Below are 18,154 nucleotides of genomic sequence, written 5' to 3'. Positions count from 1 at the left end.
GGGCAGCAATACCGGGCAGCAATACCGGACAGCAATACCGGACAGCAATACCGGGCAGCACCGGCGGCGCAGCGCAATTTCGCGCCGTGCCGCGCGCCGCGCATCTCAAAACGCGCCGCGCACAACCGTAACGGATGGATACCAGCATGGCTATCACGATGCGCAAACTCGACTCCGGCGCCGCGGGCTTCAAGGCGGCGCTGCACGCGGTGCTCGCCTTCGAGGCGAGCGAGGACGAAGCCATCGAGCGCTCCGTCGCGCAGATTCTCGCCGACGTGAAGGCGCGCGGCGACGCCGCCGTGCTCGACTACACGAACCGCTTCGACCGCCTGGGCGCCACGGGCGTGGCGGCGCTCGAACTGCCGTTCGCGGAACTCGAGGCGGCGCTCGAAAGCCTGGAGCCCAAGCAGCGCGCGGCGCTCGAAGCGGCGGCGGCGCGCGTGCGCGGCTACCACGAGAAACAGCGCATCGAGTGCGGCTCGCATAGCTGGCAGTACACCGAAGCCGACGGCACCGTGCTCGGCCAGAAGGTCACGCCGCTCGATCGCGTCGGCCTCTACGTGCCGGGCGGCAAGGCCGCGTATCCGTCGTCCGTGCTGATGAACGCGATTCCGGCGCGCGTCGCCGGCGTGCGCGAGATCATCATGGTCGTGCCCACGCCCGACGGCGTGAAGAACCCGCTCGTGCTGGCCGCCGCGCTGCTCGGCGGCGTGGACCGCGTGTTCACGATCGGCGGCGCGCAGGCCGTGGCCGCGCTCGCCTACGGCACCGAAACCATTCCGGCCGTCGACAAGATCTGCGGTCCCGGCAACGCGTATGTCGCCTCGGCCAAGCGCCGCGTGTTCGGCACGGTCGGCATCGACATGATCGCCGGGCCTTCGGAAATTCTCGTGATCTGCGACGGCACGACCGACCCGCGCTGGGTGGCGATGGACCTGTTCTCGCAGGCCGAGCACGACGAACTCGCGCAGTCGATCCTGCTGTGCCCCGACGAGTCGTTCATCAAGCGCGTGGAAGCCGCCATCGACGAACTGTTGCCGACGATGCCGCGCCGCGACGTGATCGCCACCTCGCTCACGAATCGCGGCGCGCTCGTGAAGGTGCGCGACATGGCCGAAGCCTGCGCGATCGCCAACGAGATCGCGCCCGAACACCTCGAAATCTCGGCGCTGGAGCCGCAGAAGTGGGGCGCGGAAATCCGCCACGCGGGCGCGATCTTCCTCGGCCGCTACACGAGCGAAAGCCTCGGCGACTACTGCGCGGGACCGAATCACGTGCTGCCTACGTCTCGTACCGCACGTTTCTCGTCGCCGCTCGGTGTTTATGATTTCATCAAGCGTTCGAGCCTGATCGAAGTGAGTGCGGAAGGCGCGCAAACGCTCGGCGAGATCGCCGCCGAACTCGCGTACGGCGAAGGCTTGCAGGCGCATGCCCGCAGTGCCGAATACCGCATGAAGCCGCAGTGATGCCGATGTAACCCGAACCGGCGGACGGCGCTGGATGTGCCGCTTTGTCGACGTTTGCCGTGCCGGCGTGTGCCGGCCCGGCGCAAATGCTTCGGAGAGCGTAGCGACCGGGCCGAACGGCCTCGCGCGCGCACGAGAGAGACCACGACGATAACCAGGGCGGCCGGCGCACCGAGCCGCCCGTGCCGGCGGCCGCAATGCGCGGGCTGCCTCGAAACATGACGACACCACAAGACATCATCCGTCGCGACGTGCTCGCGATGACGAGCTATCCGGTGCCCGACGCTTCCGGCTTCGTGAAGCTCGACGCCATGGAAAATCCGTATGCGCTGCCGGCGGACCTCGCCGCGCAACTGGGCGCGCATCTCGCGCAGGTCGCGCTCAACCGCTATCCCGCGCCGCGCCCCGAGGCGCTGCTCGCGAAGCTCAAGGCCGCGATGCGCGTGCCCGCCGACTGCGACGTGCTGCTCGGCAACGGTTCCGACGAGATCATCAGCATGATCACGACGGCGTGCGCGAAGCCGGGCGCGAAGATTCTCGCGCCGGTCCCGGGCTTCGTGATGTATGCGATGTCGGCGACCTTCGCGCAGCTCGAGTTCGTGGGCGTGCCGCTCACGGCCGACTTCGCGCTCGACGTCGACGCCATGCTCGCCGCCGTCGCCGAACATGCGCCCGCCGTGATCTGGCTCGCGTATCCGAACAATCCCACCGGCACGCTGTACGCCGACGCGGAGATCGAGCGCGTGATCGCGGCGGCCGCGCAGGCAAAGAGCCTCGTGGTGATCGACGAGGCGTATCAGCCGTTCGCGATGCGAAGCTGGATGCCGCGCGCGGGCGAGTTCGACAACGTGGTGGTGATGCGCACGATGTCGAAGCTCGGGCTCGCGGGCATCCGCCTCGGCTATCTTGCGGGGCGCCCCGCGTGGCTCAACGAGTTCGACAAGGTGCGGCCGCCCTACAACATCAACGTGCTCACGCAGGCGGCCGCCGGTTTCCTGCTCGATCATGTCGACGTGCTCGACGCCCAGGCCGCGCAATTGCGCGCCGAACGCGTGGCGCTCGCGGCGCAAGTGGCCGGATTGCCGGGCGCGCGGGTGTTCGACAGCGCGGGCAACTTCCTGCTCGTGCGCGTGCCGGACGCCGCCGCCGTGTACGACACGCTTTTGTCCGCGCGGGTCCTGATCAAAAACGTGGGTAAAATGCACCCATTGCTGGCGAATTGCGTGCGCCTGACGGTGGGAACGCCCGACGAAAACGCACAACTGGTCGCCGCCCTGAAGCTCGTGCTGAAGTAAGAACGCGCACGCTTCGCTCTCCCCACTCTCCGTTACGGGCTGTTTGAAGGAAATTGCCATGCGCGTCGCGCAAGTCGTTCGAAACACCAGCGAAACGCAAATCCGCGTGAAACTCAATCTGGACGGCACCGGCGAGCAGAAGCTCGCGACCGGCGTGCCGTTTCTCGATCACATGCTCGACCAGATCGCGCGACATGGTCTGATCGACCTGGAAGTCGAAGCGCATGGCGACACGCATATCGACGACCATCATACGGTCGAAGACGTCGGCATCACGCTCGGTCAGGCGGTCGCGCAGGCCATCGGCGACAAGAAGGGCATTCGCCGCTACGGCCACGCCTACGTGCCGCTCGACGAGGCGCTCTCGCGCGTGGTGGTGGACTTCTCGGGCCGTCCGGGCCTCGAATTCCACGTGCCGTTCACGCGCGCGCGAATCGGCACGTTCGACGTCGACCTGTCGATCGAATTCTTCCGCGGCTTCGTCAATCATGCGGGCGTCACGCTCCATATCGACAACCTGCGCGGCCTGAATGCGCATCATCAACTGGAAACGGTGTTCAAGGCGTTCGGCCGCGCGCTGCGCCAGGCCGCCGAGTTCGACGAGCGCCAGGCGGGCAGGATTCCGTCGACGAAGGGCAGCTTGTAAGCGAGGCGCAGCCGACGCGGGCGGGTTTCCGTTGCCGCCTTTTGCAGCCGCGTGTCGCGCCGGCAACACGCCGTGCCGCCGCCGCGCGCCGGCTCGCGTACATTGACGGATTTGAGAGCACACGAAGGCGGGCGCACGCCCGCATAGCCAAGGGCAACGCCGGAACCTCGCGGGTCATGCAGGCATCGCGCGAGCCGAGACGGCCGGATTCGAGATGAAAACTTCAATTGCGATTGTGGATTATGGGATGGGCAACCTGCGTTCGGTGGCCCAGGCGTTGAGGCAGGCCGCGCCGGAAGCGGACGTGGCCATCGTCGAGCGCCCCGAGGCGATTCGCGCGGCCGACCGCGTGGTGCTGCCCGGTCAGGGCGCGATGCCCGACTGCATGCGCAGCCTCGCGGAATCCGGCTTGCAGGATGCCGTGATCGAAGCCTCGCGCACCAAGCCGTTGATGGGCGTGTGCGTGGGCGAGCAGATGCTGTTCGACTGGAGCGCCGAAGGCGACACGAAGGGCCTCGGTCTCCTGCCCGGCAAAGTGCTGCGCTTTGACCTCGAAGGCCGCATCCAGGACGACGGCTCGCGCTTCAAGGTTCCGCAGATGGGCTGGAACCGCGTGCGCCAGTCGCGCGCGCACGCGCTCTGGGACGGCGTGCCCGACGAAAGCTTCTTCTACTTCGTGCACAGCTACTACGTGGTGCCCGCGGACGCCGCGCACACCGTGGGCGAGACGCCGTACGGCGCGCCCTTTACCTCGGCAGTGGCGCGGGATAACATCTTCGCCACCCAATTTCACCCGGAAAAGAGCGCCGCGGCCGGTTTGCGCGTCTATCGCAACTTCGTCCACTGGAATCCCTGACATCGGGCGGCGCTCCTCGCGGGCCGGCCCGCGCAACCCGTGCCGCGCGCGCAACTCGCGCGGGTATTCGATTTGCGCCAGCAAGGCCGCCGAAAGAGTTGTACTAAACTAGCGAAACGGCGTCGGATGGGCCTTTTTTCCGCCCGCGCCGCGACTCCAACCTCACTCCCAGACACACCCGAAGCTATGCTGCTGATTCCGGCCATCGATCTCAAAGACGGTCACTGCGTGCGCCTCAAACAAGGCGATATGGACCAGGCGACGATTTTCTCCGAGGAACCGGCGGCCATGGCCCGACACTGGGTCGAGCGCGGCGCGCGGCGGCTGCACCTCGTCGACCTGAACGGCGCGTTCGCCGGCAAGCCGAAGAACGAAGACGCGATTCGCGAGATCATCCGCGCAGTCGGCGACGAAATCCCCGTTCAGCTCGGCGGCGGCATTCGCGACCTCGACACCATCGAACGCTATCTCGACGACGGCCTTTCGTACGTGATCATCGGCACCGCCGCCGTGAAGAATCCGGGTTTCCTCCAGGAAGCCTGCACGGCGTTCGGGGGCCATATCATCGTCGGTCTCGACGCCAAGGACGGCAAGGTGGCCACGGACGGCTGGAGCAAGCTCACGGGCCATGAAGTCGTGGATCTCGCGCGCAAGTTCGAGGACTACGGCGCCGAATCGATCATCTACACCGACATCGGCCGCGACGGCATGCTTCAAGGCATCAACATCGAAGCCACGGTGCGCCTCGCGCGCGCGGTGAAGATTCCGATCATCGCGAGCGGCGGCCTCTCGAACATGGCCGACATCGAATCGCTGTGCGAAGTCGAGGACGAAGGCATCGAAGGCGTGATCTGCGGCCGCGCGATTTACTCGGGCGACCTCGATTTCGCCGAGGCGCAGACGCGCGCGGACAGCCTGCGCGAATCGGACGACGCATAACGCGGCAAGCCGGCCTCCGTCATGGAGGCCGTTTGCTTTGGCGTGGCCGTGCATGTCGAGGCGGCCCGCGCGGCGGAATTTCTCGACAAGCCGCGACAGCGAGCGGCGCGGCGGACGCGCCCGCGCAAGCTGGCCGGGGCGCGACGCCGGCCGCGAGCACGCACGGAATGCGCCGCGGCAGCGACGTTCCGCCAAACGAGATCCAACCCGGTCGAATCCGGCCCAAATTGACCGACGCGGCCCGAACCGACGAAGCGGACCGAAACGGACCCGAAACGGACCCGAAACGGACAAATCGGACCCGAAACGGACAAATCGGGACCAACCGACCCAAGCGGCCGAAGCGGCCAAACCAGGCATCGCAAGATCATGGCTCTACCCAAACGCATCATTCCCTGTCTCGACGTGACCGCCGGGCGCGTCGTGAAGGGCGTCAACTTCGTCGAACTGCGCGACGCGGGCGATCCCGTCGAAATCGCGCGCCGCTACGACGAGCAGGGCGCCGACGAGCTCACTTTTCTCGACATCACGGCGACTTCCGATCAGCGCGACCTGATCCTGCCGATCATCGAAGCCGTGGCCTCGCAGGTCTTCATTCCGCTCACGGTGGGCGGCGGCGTGCGCGCCGTCCCCGACGTGCGGCGCCTGCTCAACGCGGGCGCGGACAAGGTGAGCATGAATTCGTCGGCGGTCGCCAATCCGCAGCTCGTGCGCGACGCCGCCGACAAATACGGCTCGCAGTGCATCGTCGTCGCCATCGACGCCAAGCGCGCCTCGGCGCCGGGCGAGGCGGCGCGCTGGGAAGTGTTCACGCACGGCGGGCGCAAGGCCACCGGCATCGACGCAATCGAATGGGCGCGCAAGATGGCCGAATTCGGCGCGGGCGAAATCCTGCTCACGAGCATGGACCGCGACGGGACCAAGAGCGGCTTCGACCTCGACCTCACGCGCGCGGTCTCCGACGCGGTGCCGGTTCCCGTGATCGCCTCGGGCGGCGTGGGCGGCCTCCAGGATCTCGCGGACGGCGTGGTCAAGGGCCACGCGGACGCGGTACTGGCCGCGAGCATCTTCCACTATGGCGAGCACACGGTCGGCGAGGCGAAGCGCTTCATGGCCGACCAGGGCATTTCGGTGAGAACGTAAGTCATGAGCAATGCAGATCCTGTAACGGGCGACACGCCCAAGGCCGGCTGGCTCGATCAGGTCAACTGGGACGCCGACGGCCTCGTGCCCGCGATCGCCCAGGAAGCCGCGACCGGCGACGTGCTGATGTTCGCGTGGATGAACCGCGAGGCGCTCGCCAAAACGGTCGAAACGCGCCGCGCCGTGTACTTTTCGCGCTCGCGCCAGCGCCTGTGGTTCAAGGGCGAGGAGTCGGGCCACGTGCAGCACGTGCGCGAGATTCGCCTCGACTGCGACGAAGACGTCGTGCTGCTCAAGATCGAGCAGGTGTCGGGCATCGCGTGCCACACGGGCCGCCACTCGTGCTTTTTCCAGCAATTCGAAGGCACCGTCGACGAAGGCCGCTGGGTCGCCGTCGATCCCGTGCTGAAAGACCCCGAACACATTTACAAATGACGCAACCGAACTCTAACGACACGCTGCTGCGCCTTGCGGCCGTGCTCGACGGCCGCAAGGGCGGCGACCCCGACGCTTCCTACGTCGCGCGCCTCTTCCACAAGGGCGACGACGCCGTGCTCAAGAAGGTCGGCGAGGAAGCCACGGAAGTCGTGCTGGCCGCCAAGGACGTGCGCCAGGGCGGCGCGAAGAAGGCGCTCGTGGGCGAGATGGCCGACCTCTGGTTCCACTGCCTCGTCACGCTGTCGCATTTCGACCTGAGCCCCGCCGACGTGCTGGCGGAGCTGGAGCGGCGCGAGGGCCTTTCGGGGCTCGAGGAAAAGGCGCTGCGCAAGAGCCGCGAGCGCGAAGCCAACGGCGACTGAGCCCGGCAGCGCGCGCCGTCGCGGCGCGCCTCAACGAGGGAGAGAACAGCATGTCCGAGCCGCGCGACTATCCGCCCACGGTGTACCGCCATTCGCTCGATGCGGAGCGGCTGCGCAGCCTGCGCACCTTCACGCACGTGCTCTACGGGCTCTATGCGGTGTATTGGCTCACGGGCGGCGTTTCGGTGCTCATCGCCATCATTCTCAATTACGTGAAGCGCGACGAGGCGGCGGGCACGCCTTACGAGCAGCACTTCACCTGGCAGATCCGCACGTTCTGGCTCGGGCTCGCGGGGCACCTGATCGGGGCGGCGCTGATTTTCGTGCTGATCGGCATTCCGGTTTTATGGGCTGTCGCAATCTGGACGTTGTACCGTATCATCAAAGGCTGGCTGTATCTGTACGACAACAAGCCGTTGCGCGACCCGCGCGGCTGGTTTTGAACGGCGCCTGATCGCGCCCGGTTGCGCCTTAATCGCGCTTTCACGCTCGCAGGAGCACCATGAGCCACGATCGCAGCACCTGTCTTTTCTGCAAGATCGCCGACGGCGAGATTCCCAGCACGCGGGTCTACGAAGACGACGACTTCGTCGCTTTCCGTGACATCCGGCCGGCGGCCGAAACCCACGTGCTCGTGATTCCGCGCCGGCATATCGCCACGCTCGCCGACTGCGAAGAAAGCGACGCTCCGCTGCTTGGTAGAATGCTCGTATTGGTCGCGCAGCTCGCAAAGCAGTTGGGCGTGTCGTACACGGGCGGCGAAACGGGCTATCGCACGGTCGTCAACACCGGTCCCGGCGGCGGGCAGGAGGTCTATCATCTGCACGCGCATCTGCTGGCCGGCCCGCGGCCGTGGCAGCGCATGGGCTAAAGGCAGCGGGCACGCGTGGCGTGCGCGGAATGCGGGGTCGCATGCCACGCGCGCGCCATACACTTAAGGCAAGATTTTTTCCGCCGCGCACCGCGCGCGGCGGCGGGGTTCAAGGAGAGAGTCGATCATGGGTTCGTTGAGCATTTGGCATTGGCTGATCGTGTTGTTGATCGTGGCGCTCGTATTCGGCACGAAGAAGCTGCGCAATATCGGCGGCGATCTGGGCGGCGCGGTCAAGGGTTTCAAGGAAGGCATGCGCGAGAGCGAGACGCCGGCCGCCGACGCGCAGAAACGCGAACTGCCGCCTAACGGCACGGTGGACGTCGAAGCGAAGGACAAGACGACGCGCTCGAACGACTACCGCTAAGCGCGGGCCGTCGTTCTTTCCCTTCAAGGCTGATTCATGCTCGATCTCGGTCTCACCAAGATGGCGCTGATCGGCGTCGTCGCGCTCGTCGTTCTCGGACCGGAACGCCTGCCGCGCGTCGCACGCACGGCGGGCGCGCTGTTCGGGCGCGCGCAGCGCTACATCAACGACGTCAAGGCGGAAGTCACGCGCGAGATCGAACTCGACGAGCTGCGCCGCATGCGGACCGAATTCGAATCCGCGGCGCAGAACGTCGAAAAGAGCGTGCACGACAATCTGCGCAAGCACGAAACCGAGCTGAACGACGCGTGGAACGCGGGCACCTCGGTGTCGCCGAGCATTGCGGGCGGCGCGAATTTGCCGGGCTCCGACGCGGCGAGCCTCGAAGCGGCCGTGGCGGATTCCGCCGATACGGCCTCGTCGTGGCGTTCCGGCGACGCGGGCAGCGCGGTTTCGTCGTCGCCCAAACGCAAGAACTGGCGCGTGAAACAAGCCGCCACGCCTGCGTGGTACAAGCGCGCCACGTTGCGCCGCACGCGCGTGCAGTCGGGCGCGGCGCGCGTCGCGCAGCACACGCCGGCCAGCCTGCGCCGGCCCACGCGCTTCTTCTGACGCCGTGCGACGCCTGCGCATGGGTTCGAATCAGCGTATCTCCCAATCCAACAGAGGGCCGGCGTGAGCGACCCCCAGCAAAACCCGGAAGGCTCGGAAGAGACCTTCATTTCGCATCTCGTCGAACTGCGCGACCGCATTATCCGCGCGGGCATCTCGGTCATCGTCGTGTTCGTGGGGCTCGTGTACTGGGCGCCCGACATCTTCCGCCTGCTCGCGCGACCGCTCATGAACAACCTGCCGAAAGACGGCAAGATGATCGTTACCGACGTGACCGGCTCGTTCTTCGTGCCGATGAAGGTGACGATGCTCGTGGCGTTCGTGATCGCCCTGCCGGTCGTGCTGTACCAGATCTGGGCGTTCGTCGCACCGGGGCTGTATCAGCACGAAAAGAAGCTCGTCGCGCCGCTGGTCGCGAGCAGCTACACGCTGTTCCTGTGCGGCATGGCGTTCGCGTATTTCGTGGTGTTTCCCACTATTTTCCGCGTGATGGCGCACTACAACGCGCCGCTCGGCGCGGAGATGACGACCGATATCGACAATTACCTGAGCTTCGTGCTCACCATGTTCATTGCGTTCGGCGTGACGTTCGAAGTGCCGATCGTCGTCGTGCTGCTCGTGCGCATGGGCGTGGTCACGGTGAAGAAGCTCAAGTCGATTCGCCCTTACGTGATCGTGGGCGCATTCGTGGTCGCGGCCGTGGTCACGCCGCCCGACGTGTTTTCGCAGCTCATTCTCGCGCTGCCGCTCATCGTGCTTTACGAGGCGGGCATCATCGCGGCGCGCATTTTCATCGGCTCCGGCGAAAAGAAAATCGCCGACGAGGAGCAGGCGGCGAGTTAGCTCTCGCATCGGCGCCCGACAAAAAGGCCGCGAACCCGGTAAAGGTTCGCGGCCTTTTTGCTTTGCTTCGCCGGTTTGTCTGCCGCTTTATCTGCCGATTTATCTGCCGATTTATCTGCCGATTTATCTGCCGCTTTGTCTCGCGGCGTTCGCTGCTCTCGCTGGCTCGCCTCGCGCGGCGGCGCGCTCAACCGCCGTCGTCGTCGCCTTCGCCGTCTTCCTGCTCCGGGTGTTTCGGCGGCGGCGGGCGCTTGCCGATCAGCACGTCGAGATCCATGTCCTTGTTCTTGCGCACCACGTGGACCTTCGCTTCGGTGCCCGGCTTGATTTGCGCGATCACGTTCAGAAGCCGCGTGGTGTCGGTGATCTGCTCGCCGTTCACGGTGGTGAGAATGTCGCCCGGCTTGATGCCGGCCTTGTCCGCCGGGCCGCCTTGCAGCACGCCCGCGACGATCGCGCCCGACTTCTGGTTCAGCCCGAACGATTCGGCGATTTCGGGCGTCACGTCCTGCGGCTCCACGCCGATCCAGCCGCGCGTGACCGAGCCCGTGGTGATGATGCTTTCCAGCACGCTGCGCGCCGTCGACACGGGAATCGCAAAGCCGATGCCGAGCGAGCCGCCCGAGCGCGAATAAATCGCCGTGTTGATGCCGAGCAGATTGCCGTTCACGTCGACGAGCGCGCCGCCCGAGTTGCCGGGATTGATCGGCGCATCGGTCTGAATGAAGTTTTCGAACGTGTTGATGCCCAGATGATTGCGGCCGAGCGCGCTGATAATGCCCATGGTGACCGTCTGGCCCACGCCGAACGGGTTGCCGATGGCGAGCACCACGTCGCCCACGCGCGTTTGATCCATGCGGCCGAGCGTGATGGTGGGCAGGTTAGGCAGGTTGATCTTGAGCACCGCGAGGTCCGTTTCCGGGTCGATGCCGATCACCTTCGCGTTGGTGGTGCGGCCATCGGACAGGGCGATTTCGATCTGGTCCGCGCCGTCGATGACGTGCTGGTTCGTTAGAATGTAACCGTCCGGGCTGACAATGACGCCCGACCCGAGGTTCGCCGCGGGTTGGTCCTGCTGCTTGCGATTGTTGTTGCGGTCGCCGAAGAAGTAGCGAAACAGCGGATCGTTCTGACGCGGGTCGGGCGGCAGCGACCCGTCCTTGCTCGAGAATACGTTGACGACGGCGGGCATCGCCTTCTGGGCGGCGTCCGCGTAGGAGCCTTGTGCCGGGCTGCCGCCCATGCCCGGTGCGACCTCCCTGAGCGCGACGATCGGCTCGGCGAGCTGCTTGCCGAACTGCCCCTGGTGTTGCAGCCACTCCGGTTTGAGTGTGGCGATGATGAACATCAACGCCAGCAACACCGTCACCGCCTGGGCGAAGAACAGCCAAAAGCGTCTAAGCATCTGAAGATTAGAGGTTTATATGGATCGGATCGAACTTGAATTGTATCTGAACAATCTTCTCGAATCCGCGCGGTTCAAGGACTACTGCCCGAACGGCTTGCAGGTGGAAGGGCGCCGGCGCGTGGAGAAGATCGCGACCGGCGTGACCGCCTCGCTGGCGTTTATCGAAGCCGCGCTGGAGTGGGGCGCCGACGCCGTGCTCGTCCATCACGGCTACTTCTGGAAGAACGAAGCGCCGCAGGTCACGGGCCGCAAATACCGGCGCTTGCGCGCGCTGCTCGCGAACGACCTGAGCCTGTTCGCCTATCACCTGCCGCTCGACGCGCATCCCGAGTTCGGCAACAACGCGCAACTGGGCGCGAAGCTCGGCTGGATCGGCGACCAGCGCTTCGGCGAGCAGGATCTTGGCTGGATGACCACGCTGCCCATGCCGATCACGCTCGCGCACTTTTCGGCGCAGGTGGAGCAAACGCTCGGCCGCGCGCCGCTCGTGCTGGGCGACCCCGACTGGGAACTGCGCCGCGTGGCGTGGTGTACGGGCGCGGCGCAAGGCTACTTCGACGCGGCCATCGAAGCCGGCGCCGACGTGTTCCTCACCGGCGAAATCTCCGAGCAGACCACGCATACGTCGGCGGAAAGCGGCGTGGCGTTCCTCGCGGCCGGCCATCACGCGACCGAGCGCTACGGCGTGCAGGCGGTGGGCAGTCACTTGGCGGAAGCATTCGGCATCGAGCATCTTTTCATTGATATCGACAATCCGGTTTGAGCGCGAATCGAAGCCTTTTCGCGCTCGCGCCATTGCAAAAAATGGAAGCGGCCAATTGGCGCGAATTGCCGTGATGCAGCATGGTTTTTATTCGCGAGACATTTAAAAACGATAAAGAAATTGGCCCTTATTCCATCGGGAAAACCCCGAGATATCAATGACTTCGGTCGCTTTTTCAAGTTCGCCCCTTGTAAATGCCAACTCCATTCGCGCAAACTAGCGTTCGGCAGCACCGCGGGTAAGCTGGCGTGACGGAAAAATCCAACTCAGAAGTGGGGCGATGTGATGCGAGATAAAGAGAATGACCGCGTCGACGGCAGCCGCCGAACCTGGCTGATTGCGACGTCCGTAGCGGGTGGCATGGGAGGCGTGGCCACCGTCGTACCGTTCGTAGGCTCGTTTGCACCATCCGAAAAAGCCCGCGCCGCCGGCGCGCCCGTCGAAGTTGACATCACCGGTTTGCAGCCCGGCACGCTCATGACAGTGGCGTGGCGCGGCAAGCCGGTGTGGATTCTCAATCGCACCGAGCGCATGCTGGCCGACTGCAAGAAGGCCGACCCGGAACTCGCCGACCCGAATTCCGAGCATCCGTTTTCAATGCCGATGCCGGCCTACTGCAAGAACGAATTCCGCTCGCGCGCCGAGCATCAGAACATTCTCGTTGCCGTGGCGGTGTGCACGCATCTGGGCTGCACGCCCACGGCGCGCTTCCAGGAAGGCCCGCAGCCCAACCTGCCCGACGACTGGCCGGGCGGCTTTCTCTGCCCCTGCCACGGTTCCACCTACGATCTCGCCGGGCGCGTGTTCAAGAACAAGCCCGCGCCGCAAAACCTCGACATTCCTCCGTACATGTTCACGTCCCCGACGCAGATCGTGATCGGCAAGGACGAAAAAGGAGAAGCGTGATGGCGACGGGAACCGACAAGGACGTGGTGGAGACGACGGGCCTGCAAGGCTGGATCGACAAGCGCTTTCCGATGACCGCGACCTGGCGCGCGCATGTTTCCGAGTACTACGCGCCGAAGAACTTCAACTTCTGGTACTTCTTCGGCTCGCTCGCGCTGCTCGTGCTCGTGAACCAGATCGTCACGGGCATCTTCCTCACCATGAACTACAAGCCCGATTCGACGCTCGCGTTCGCGTCGGTCGAGTACATCATGCGCGAGGTGCCGTGGGGCTGGCTGATCCGCTACATGCACTCCACGGGCGCTTCGATGTTCTTCGTGGTGGTGTACCTGCACATGTTCCGCGGGCTCATGTACGGCTCGTACCGCAAGCCGCGCGAACTCGTGTGGATCTTCGGCTGCGCGATCTTTCTGTGCCTGATGGCCGAGGCGTTCTTCGGCTACCTGCTGCCGTGGGGCCAGATGTCGTTCTGGGGCGCGCAGGTGATCGTGAATCTCTTTTCGGCGATTCCCTTCATCGGCCCGGACCTTTCGCTGTGGATTCGCGGCGACTACGTGGTTTCCGACGTCACGCTCAACCGCTTCTTCGCGTTCCACGTGATCGCCATTCCGCTCGTGCTGCTCGGGCTGGTGGTGGCGCATATCGTCGCGCTGCACGAAGTGGGGTCGAACAACCCGGACGGCATCGAGATCAAGGAAAAGAAGGACGCGAACGGCATTCCGCTCGACGGCATTCCGTTCCATCCGTACTACTCGGTGCACGATTTCATGGGCGTGTGCATCTTCCTGATGATTTTCGCGGCGATTGTGTTCTTCGCGCCGGAAATGGGCGGCTATTTCCTGGAATCGAACAACTTCGTGCCCGCCAATCCGCTGCAAACGCCGCCCGAAATCGCGCCGGTCTGGTACTTCACGGCGTTCTACGCGATGCTGCGCGCGACCACCGATCCGTTCAAGATCGTGCTGATGATCGTGATCGCGCTGCTCGGCCTGTTCGCGCTCTGGCGCGCGCGCGGCAAGTGGCGCGTTGGGTTGCCGGTGCTGGCGGTGCTCGTGATTCTGGCGATGGCGTTCACGGAATCGAAGTTCTGGGGCGTGGTGGTGATGGGATCGGCCGTGATTTCGCTCTTTTTTTTGCCGTGGCTCGACCGCGCGCCGGTGAAGTCGATCCGCTACCGGCCGTTCTTCCACAAGGTATTCCTCGGCATTTTCGTGTTCGCGTTCCTCACGCTCGCGTTCCTCGGTACGAAACCGCCTTCGCCGGCCGCCACGCTGATCGCGCAGGTGTGCGCGCTCGTCTATTTCGCGTTCTTCCTCGGCATGCCGTTCTGGACGCCGCTTGGCACGTTCAAGCAGCCGCCTGAACGCGTGCGGTTCAAGCCCCATTAATCGACGAGCGAGGAAGACATGACGAGACACTCTCTGCTTTCGACGCTCGCGCGCGGCGTCGGCCGCGCGATGGCCGGGCTGGCCGTGCTGGCGGCGGTTTGGGCGTTTGGGGCCGGATCGGCGGCGGCGCAGGAAAACATTCCGCTCGACCGCGCTCCCGATAACGGCGAAAATCTTGCTTCGCTGCAACACGGCGCCCAATTGTTTGTAAACTATTGTCTGAACTGCCATAGCGCGAACCTGATGCGGTACAGCCGCCTCCAGGATCTCGGCATTGCGCAGAAGCAAATCGAAGATAATCTGCTGTTCACGACCGACAAGGTCGGCAACACGATGTCCATCGCGATGCGCCCGGACGACGCGAAGTCGTGGTTCGGGGTAGCGCCGCCGGACCTCTCCGTGGAAGCGCGCGCGCGCGGGCGCGACTGGCTGTACACGTACCTGCGCAGTTTCTACCGCGACGACACGCGGCCGACCGGCTGGAACAATCTGGTGTTCGAGAACGTGAGCATGCCGCACGTGCTGTGGCAGTTGCAGGGCGTGCGCACGGCGAAGTTCGAGGACGCGACGGACGAGGAAACCGGGGAAAAGGTCCGCCGCTTTGCGGGGTATCAGGTCGTGATTCCGGGGAAGCTTTCGTCCGTGGATTATGATGCGGACGTGGCCGATCTGGTGGCGTACCTCGGCTGGATGTCGGAACCGGAGCAGAAAACCCGCAAGCAGCTTGGCGTGTGGGTGCTCCTGTTCCTCGGCATTCTGAGCTTTTTTGCGTGGCGACTGAACGCCGCGTACTGGAAAGATATCAAATAATCACGTCCTGACCGACGTGGGGCGGTGCGACGATAGACCGTCTGACGGTTCAGCCGTCAGGCGGTTTTTCGCCTGTCGGCCTTTTGGGTTTATTGAGGAAATGTAAATCATGATGGTTCTGTACTCCGGCACTACCTGCCCGTTCTCCCAGCGTTGCCGGCTGGTGTTGTTCGAAAAGGGCATGGACTTCGAAATCCGCGACGTCGACCTGTTCAACAAACCGGAAGACATCGCCGTGATGAATCCGTACGGTCAGGTGCCGATTCTGGTCGAACGCGACCTGATTCTGTACGAGTCGAACATCATCAACGAGTACATCGACGAGCGTTTCCCGCACCCGCAACTGATGCCGGCCGATCCGGTTCAGCGCGCGCGCGCGCGCCTGTTCCTGCTCAACTTCGAGAAGGAACTGTTCGTACACGTGAGCACGCTCGAAAACGAGAAGGGCAAGGCCGCCGAGAAGAACCACGAGAAGGCGCGTCTTGCGATTCGCGACCGCCTTACGCAGCTCGCGCCGATCTTCCTGAAGAACAAGTACATGCTGGGCGAAGAATTCTCGATGCTCGACGTCGCGATCGCGCCGCTCTTGTGGCGTCTGGACCACTACGGCATCGAACTCTCGAAGAACGCCGCGCCGCTCATGAAGTACGCCGAGCGCATTTTCAGCCGTCCGGCGTATATCGAAGCGCTCACGCCGTCCGAAAAGGTCATGCGCCGCTAAGCCGTTTCCCGGCCGTTTCGGGTTACAGAGGCGGCGTACACGGCGCGGGTGTAAGCGCCGCCTCGCGAAAGGATCGTTGATGCAAGAAATTTCCACCAAGCCGTATTTGCTGCGCGCGCTCTACGAGTGGTGCACCGACAACGGCTTCACGCCGCATATCGCGGTGCGGGTCGACAACCGCACGCGCGTGCCGCGCCAGTTCGTGCGCGACGGCGAGATCGTGCTGAACATCAGCTTCGAGGCGACCAGCCAGTTGCAGATGGGCAACGAGATGGTCGAGTTCCACGCACGCTTCTCGGGCAAGTCGCACCGTATCGAAGTGCCGGTTTCGAACGTGCTTGCGATTTATGCGCGCGAGAACGGGCAGGGCATGGCGTTCCCGGTCGAATCGCCCGCCGGCGACGCCGACGACGTGCTGTCTTCCGAAGATCACGAGGACGACGGCGCGCCCGAAGCGCAAGGCGCGCCCAGGTTGCACGACGAACCGGCTGCGCAACCCGTGGCCCCGAGCGCCGCGCGCATTGCCCCGGCCGCCGACAAGGACGATGACAACGGCAATAAGGGCGGCAAGGGCCACCTGAAGATCGTGAAGTAAGGTAGAATCGCGGGCTACGCCGGCTTAGCTCATCTGGTAGAGCAGTTGATTTGTAATCATCAGGTGGCGGGTTCGAGTCCTGCAGCCGGCACCAAACATTTGACGTTCGATTGCGAAGTCCGCGGCAATCGAACCGCCCCCAAAGCAGCAAAGTCAAAGCAGCAAAAGCAAACGGGTTACGCAAGCCACTGCGTAACCCGTTTTGCTTTTTACGCGCCGAAAACGCGGTCGAGATAGCCGTGCAGTCGGGCAGCGCGCCGGTTTCGCGATCTTCGAGCGCCTATAATCGCGCCCACGACCCACGCAAGGACAAGCCACGATGGACCGTTTATCGGAAACGACACCGCTCGAACGCAGCGATCGCGCGACCCAGCCGGGCGACCTGCGCATAGCCGTGGTGGTGCCCTGTTTCGACGAAGCCGCGACGATCGGCGCCGTCGTGCGCGACTTCCGCGAGGCGTTGCCGTGTTCTGCCATTTACGTTTTCGACAACAATTCGACCGACGGCACCGCCGATCTCGCGCGCGAGGCCGGGGCCATCGTGCGCGGCGTGGCCGATCAGGGCAAGGGCAACGTGATTCGCCGCATGTTCGCCGACGTCGAAGCCGACGTCTACGTGATGGTCGACGGCGACGGCACCTACGACGCCAAGGCGGCACCGCAACTCGTGGAAACGCTGCTCGCGGGCGGTCTCGACATGGTGGTGGGCGTGCGCGTCTCCGACGAGCGCGAAGCGTACCGGCGCGGACATCGCTTCGGCAACCGCCTGCTCACGCAATGCGTGGCGACGCTGTTCGGCCAAAGCTTCACGGACATGCTCTCGGGCTATCGCGTGTTTTCGCGCCGCTTCGTGAAGTCGTTTCCGGCGCATGCTTCCGGTTTCGAAACGGAGACGGAGCTTACCGTTCACGCGCTCGAATTGCGCATGCCCGTGGCCGAAGTCATGACGGCGTACGGCGCGCGGCCGGAAGGCTCGCAGAGCAAGCTCAACACGTGGGCCGACGGCCTGCGCATCCTGCTCACCATCACGCGCCTCTTCAAGGCGGAGCGGCCGCTGCCGTTCTTCTCGCTCGGTTTTTTCTGCTGCGTGCTGCTTTCGATCGTGCTGGCCATTCCCGTATTCGACACGTATCTGCACACCGGTCTCGTGCCGCGGCTGCCCACTGCGCTGCTGTGCGCCGCGCTCATCCTGCTCGGCGCCATTCTGCTCGCGTGCGGTATCGTCCTCGACACCGTGACGCGCGGGCGTATCGAAGCGAAGCGCTTTGCCTATCTCTCGTTCGCCGCGCCGCGTGAGCCCGCGCAACGGAACTAGCGTGCGCGCCCAGGTGCTGCGGTTCGCGCTCGTCGGCGTGGCGGGTTTCGTCGTCGATGCGGGCGTGTTGTGGGTCGCGCTGCACCTCGGCGCCGGCTATTTCGCGGGCCGCGCGGTCTCGTTTCTCGCCGCGGTCTGGACGACGTGGCAACTCAATCGGCGCTTCACGTTTGCCGCGCAGCGCACGCAGTCGGCCTGGGCGGAGTGGTGGCGCTATCTCGCGGCGATGTCCGTGGGCGGCGCCGCGAACTACGCCGCCTACAGCGTCGTGGTGCTCGCGCTGCAACACGTGTCGTGGGCCGCGTGGGTGCCTTACCTTGGCGTGGCGGCGGGCTCGATCGCGGGGCTCGGCGTGAACTTCGCCTCGGCGCGCTGGTGGGTTTTCCGTCATCGAACGCAACGATAAATTC

Annotated in this window: 22 protein-coding genes and 1 tRNA gene; 22 read left to right on the top strand and 1 reads right to left on the bottom strand. The window is 64.8% G+C overall.

The window, feature by feature from the left end:
• The first annotated feature begins 146 nt into the window (after positions 1 to 146).
• From hisD to tatC, 13 genes are all read left to right on the top strand, one after another.
• Positions 147 to 1,466: a histidinol dehydrogenase gene (gene hisD, locus U5805_RS24760; protein ID WP_322106144.1), complete on the top strand. Its 1,320-nt coding sequence runs from the start codon at positions 147 to 149 to the stop codon at positions 1,464 to 1,466.
• Between the two features lie 218 nt (positions 1,467 to 1,684).
• Positions 1,685 to 2,761: a histidinol-phosphate transaminase gene (hisC, locus tag U5805_RS24755; protein ID WP_322106143.1), complete on the top strand. Its 1,077-nt coding sequence runs from the start codon at positions 1,685 to 1,687 to the stop codon at positions 2,759 to 2,761.
• Positions 2,762 to 2,819: 58 nt separating this feature from the next.
• A complete protein-coding gene (gene hisB, locus U5805_RS24750) occupies positions 2,820 to 3,407 on the top strand; it encodes an imidazoleglycerol-phosphate dehydratase HisB (protein WP_322106142.1) in 588 nt (195 codons plus the stop codon).
• A gap of 214 nt (positions 3,408 to 3,621) precedes the next feature.
• A complete protein-coding gene (hisH, locus tag U5805_RS24745; RefSeq protein WP_322106141.1) occupies positions 3,622 to 4,263 on the top strand; it encodes an imidazole glycerol phosphate synthase subunit HisH in 642 nt (213 codons plus the stop codon).
• Positions 4,264 to 4,449: 186 nt separating this feature from the next.
• Positions 4,450 to 5,202, top strand: a complete 753-nt coding sequence (gene hisA, locus U5805_RS24740; RefSeq protein ID WP_322106140.1) for a 1-(5-phosphoribosyl)-5-[(5-phosphoribosylamino)methylideneamino]imidazole-4-carboxamide isomerase — start codon at positions 4,450 to 4,452, stop codon at positions 5,200 to 5,202.
• 369 nt (positions 5,203 to 5,571) lie between these two features.
• The gene (gene hisF / locus U5805_RS24735; protein WP_322106139.1) at positions 5,572 to 6,345 is read left to right on the top strand and encodes an imidazole glycerol phosphate synthase subunit HisF; all 774 of its coding nucleotides are present in this window, start codon (positions 5,572 to 5,574) and stop codon (positions 6,343 to 6,345) included.
• Between the two features lie 3 nt (positions 6,346 to 6,348).
• A complete protein-coding gene (gene hisI, locus U5805_RS24730; protein ID WP_322106138.1) occupies positions 6,349 to 6,780 on the top strand; it encodes a phosphoribosyl-AMP cyclohydrolase in 432 nt (143 codons plus the stop codon).
• Entirely contained in the window at positions 6,777 to 7,145 is a 369-nt protein-coding gene (locus U5805_RS24725; protein ID WP_322106137.1) for a phosphoribosyl-ATP diphosphatase, read from the top strand. Before hisI ends, U5805_RS24725 begins: the two co-directional genes overlap by 4 nt.
• A gap of 50 nt (positions 7,146 to 7,195) precedes the next feature.
• Entirely contained in the window at positions 7,196 to 7,588 is a 393-nt protein-coding gene (locus tag U5805_RS24720; RefSeq protein ID WP_322106136.1) for a DUF4870 family protein, read from the top strand.
• Between the two features lie 59 nt (positions 7,589 to 7,647).
• Positions 7,648 to 8,016 (top strand): histidine triad nucleotide-binding protein, encoded by a 369-nt coding sequence (locus U5805_RS24715; RefSeq protein ID WP_322106135.1) that lies wholly within the window; start codon positions 7,648 to 7,650, stop codon positions 8,014 to 8,016.
• A 127-nt stretch (positions 8,017 to 8,143) separates the two neighbouring features.
• Positions 8,144 to 8,383, top strand: coding sequence for a Sec-independent protein translocase subunit TatA (gene tatA / locus U5805_RS24710; RefSeq protein WP_322106134.1), 240 nt, complete (start codon positions 8,144 to 8,146; stop codon positions 8,381 to 8,383).
• A gap of 36 nt (positions 8,384 to 8,419) precedes the next feature.
• Complete coding sequence (tatB, locus tag U5805_RS24705; RefSeq protein WP_322106133.1) at positions 8,420 to 8,995, top strand: Sec-independent protein translocase protein TatB; 576 nt, start codon at positions 8,420 to 8,422, stop codon at positions 8,993 to 8,995.
• 63 nt (positions 8,996 to 9,058) lie between these two features.
• The gene (gene tatC / locus U5805_RS24700) at positions 9,059 to 9,838 is read left to right on the top strand and encodes a twin-arginine translocase subunit TatC (protein WP_322106132.1); all 780 of its coding nucleotides are present in this window, start codon (positions 9,059 to 9,061) and stop codon (positions 9,836 to 9,838) included.
• A 187-nt stretch (positions 9,839 to 10,025) separates the two neighbouring features.
• Here the strand turns inward: tatC and U5805_RS24695 are convergent, their stop codons facing one another.
• Positions 10,026 to 11,243 carry a Do family serine endopeptidase gene (locus tag U5805_RS24695; protein WP_322106131.1) on the bottom strand — a complete coding sequence of 406 codons (1,218 nt, stop codon included), beginning with the start codon at positions 11,241 to 11,243 and terminating at the stop codon, positions 10,026 to 10,028.
• 19 nt (positions 11,244 to 11,262) lie between these two features.
• Between U5805_RS24695 and U5805_RS24690 the strand changes: the two genes are divergently transcribed.
• From U5805_RS24690 to U5805_RS24650, 9 genes are all read left to right on the top strand, one after another.
• On the top strand, positions 11,263 to 12,009 hold the full coding sequence (locus U5805_RS24690) for a Nif3-like dinuclear metal center hexameric protein (RefSeq protein WP_322106130.1): 747 nt from the start codon (positions 11,263 to 11,265) through the stop codon (positions 12,007 to 12,009).
• Between the two features lie 285 nt (positions 12,010 to 12,294).
• On the top strand, positions 12,295 to 12,915 hold the full coding sequence (gene petA / locus U5805_RS24685; protein ID WP_322106129.1) for a ubiquinol-cytochrome c reductase iron-sulfur subunit: 621 nt from the start codon (positions 12,295 to 12,297) through the stop codon (positions 12,913 to 12,915).
• Positions 12,915 to 14,303, top strand: a complete 1,389-nt coding sequence (locus U5805_RS24680) for a cytochrome bc complex cytochrome b subunit (RefSeq protein WP_322106128.1) — start codon at positions 12,915 to 12,917, stop codon at positions 14,301 to 14,303. The genes petA and U5805_RS24680 overlap by 1 nt, the downstream gene beginning before the upstream one ends.
• Before the next feature lie 18 nt (positions 14,304 to 14,321).
• Positions 14,322 to 15,113: a cytochrome c1 gene (locus tag U5805_RS24675; protein WP_415914657.1), complete on the top strand. Its 792-nt coding sequence runs from the start codon at positions 14,322 to 14,324 to the stop codon at positions 15,111 to 15,113.
• Positions 15,114 to 15,222: 109 nt separating this feature from the next.
• Complete coding sequence (locus U5805_RS24670) at positions 15,223 to 15,834, top strand: glutathione S-transferase N-terminal domain-containing protein (RefSeq protein WP_027797364.1); 612 nt, start codon at positions 15,223 to 15,225, stop codon at positions 15,832 to 15,834.
• A gap of 79 nt (positions 15,835 to 15,913) precedes the next feature.
• On the top strand, positions 15,914 to 16,429 hold the full coding sequence (locus U5805_RS24665) for a ClpXP protease specificity-enhancing factor (RefSeq protein WP_322106127.1): 516 nt from the start codon (positions 15,914 to 15,916) through the stop codon (positions 16,427 to 16,429).
• Positions 16,430 to 16,447: 18 nt separating this feature from the next.
• Positions 16,448 to 16,523 (top strand) — tRNA-Thr (locus U5805_RS24660).
• Positions 16,524 to 16,748: 225 nt separating this feature from the next.
• Positions 16,749 to 17,744: a glycosyltransferase gene (locus U5805_RS24655; RefSeq protein WP_322106126.1), complete on the top strand. Its 996-nt coding sequence runs from the start codon at positions 16,749 to 16,751 to the stop codon at positions 17,742 to 17,744.
• 1 nt (position 17,745) lies between these two features.
• Positions 17,746 to 18,150 (top strand): GtrA family protein, encoded by a 405-nt coding sequence (locus U5805_RS24650; protein WP_322106125.1) that lies wholly within the window; start codon positions 17,746 to 17,748, stop codon positions 18,148 to 18,150.
• The last annotated feature ends 4 nt before the right edge of the window (positions 18,151 to 18,154 follow it).

Origin of the sequence: Paraburkholderia sp. J41 (assembly GCF_905220235.1) — a bacterium.
Classification (GTDB): domain Bacteria; phylum Pseudomonadota; class Gammaproteobacteria; order Burkholderiales; family Burkholderiaceae; genus Paraburkholderia.
The sequence above is the reverse complement of the archived record's forward strand: the minus strand, read 5'-3'. Positions and strand labels throughout refer to the sequence as shown.

Excerpts from the sequence above, each read along its gene's own strand:
- U5805_RS24720 (WP_322106136.1), top strand. The coding sequence starts at position 7,196 with ATGTCCGAGCCGCGCGACTATCCGCCCACGGTGTACCGCCATTCGCTC.
- U5805_RS24695 (WP_322106131.1), bottom strand. The coding sequence starts at position 11,243 with ATGCTTAGACGCTTTTGGCTGTTCTTCGCCCAGGCGGTGACGGTGTTG.
- hisC (WP_322106143.1), top strand. The coding sequence starts at position 1,685 with ATGACGACACCACAAGACATCATCCGTCGCGACGTGCTCGCGATGACG.
- hisD (WP_322106144.1), top strand. The coding sequence starts at position 147 with ATGGCTATCACGATGCGCAAACTCGACTCCGGCGCCGCGGGCTTCAAG.
- U5805_RS24690 (WP_322106130.1), top strand. The coding sequence starts at position 11,263 with ATGGATCGGATCGAACTTGAATTGTATCTGAACAATCTTCTCGAATCC.
- hisF (WP_322106139.1), top strand. The coding sequence starts at position 5,572 with ATGGCTCTACCCAAACGCATCATTCCCTGTCTCGACGTGACCGCCGGG.
- U5805_RS24715 (WP_322106135.1), top strand. The coding sequence starts at position 7,648 with ATGAGCCACGATCGCAGCACCTGTCTTTTCTGCAAGATCGCCGACGGC.
- U5805_RS24680 (WP_322106128.1), top strand. The coding sequence starts at position 12,915 with ATGGCGACGGGAACCGACAAGGACGTGGTGGAGACGACGGGCCTGCAA.
- tatB (WP_322106133.1), top strand. The coding sequence starts at position 8,420 with ATGCTCGATCTCGGTCTCACCAAGATGGCGCTGATCGGCGTCGTCGCG.
- petA (WP_322106129.1), top strand. The coding sequence starts at position 12,295 with ATGCGAGATAAAGAGAATGACCGCGTCGACGGCAGCCGCCGAACCTGG.
- hisB (WP_322106142.1), top strand. The coding sequence starts at position 2,820 with ATGCGCGTCGCGCAAGTCGTTCGAAACACCAGCGAAACGCAAATCCGC.
- U5805_RS24670 (WP_027797364.1), top strand. The coding sequence starts at position 15,223 with ATGATGGTTCTGTACTCCGGCACTACCTGCCCGTTCTCCCAGCGTTGC.
- hisH (WP_322106141.1), top strand. The coding sequence starts at position 3,622 with ATGAAAACTTCAATTGCGATTGTGGATTATGGGATGGGCAACCTGCGT.
- U5805_RS24665 (WP_322106127.1), top strand. The coding sequence starts at position 15,914 with ATGCAAGAAATTTCCACCAAGCCGTATTTGCTGCGCGCGCTCTACGAG.
- U5805_RS24675 (WP_415914657.1), top strand. The coding sequence starts at position 14,322 with ATGACGAGACACTCTCTGCTTTCGACGCTCGCGCGCGGCGTCGGCCGC.
- tatA (WP_322106134.1), top strand. The coding sequence starts at position 8,144 with ATGGGTTCGTTGAGCATTTGGCATTGGCTGATCGTGTTGTTGATCGTG.
- hisI (WP_322106138.1), top strand. The coding sequence starts at position 6,349 with ATGAGCAATGCAGATCCTGTAACGGGCGACACGCCCAAGGCCGGCTGG.
- U5805_RS24655 (WP_322106126.1), top strand. The coding sequence starts at position 16,749 with ATGGACCGTTTATCGGAAACGACACCGCTCGAACGCAGCGATCGCGCG.
- U5805_RS24725 (WP_322106137.1), top strand. The coding sequence starts at position 6,777 with ATGACGCAACCGAACTCTAACGACACGCTGCTGCGCCTTGCGGCCGTG.
- hisA (WP_322106140.1), top strand. The coding sequence starts at position 4,450 with ATGCTGCTGATTCCGGCCATCGATCTCAAAGACGGTCACTGCGTGCGC.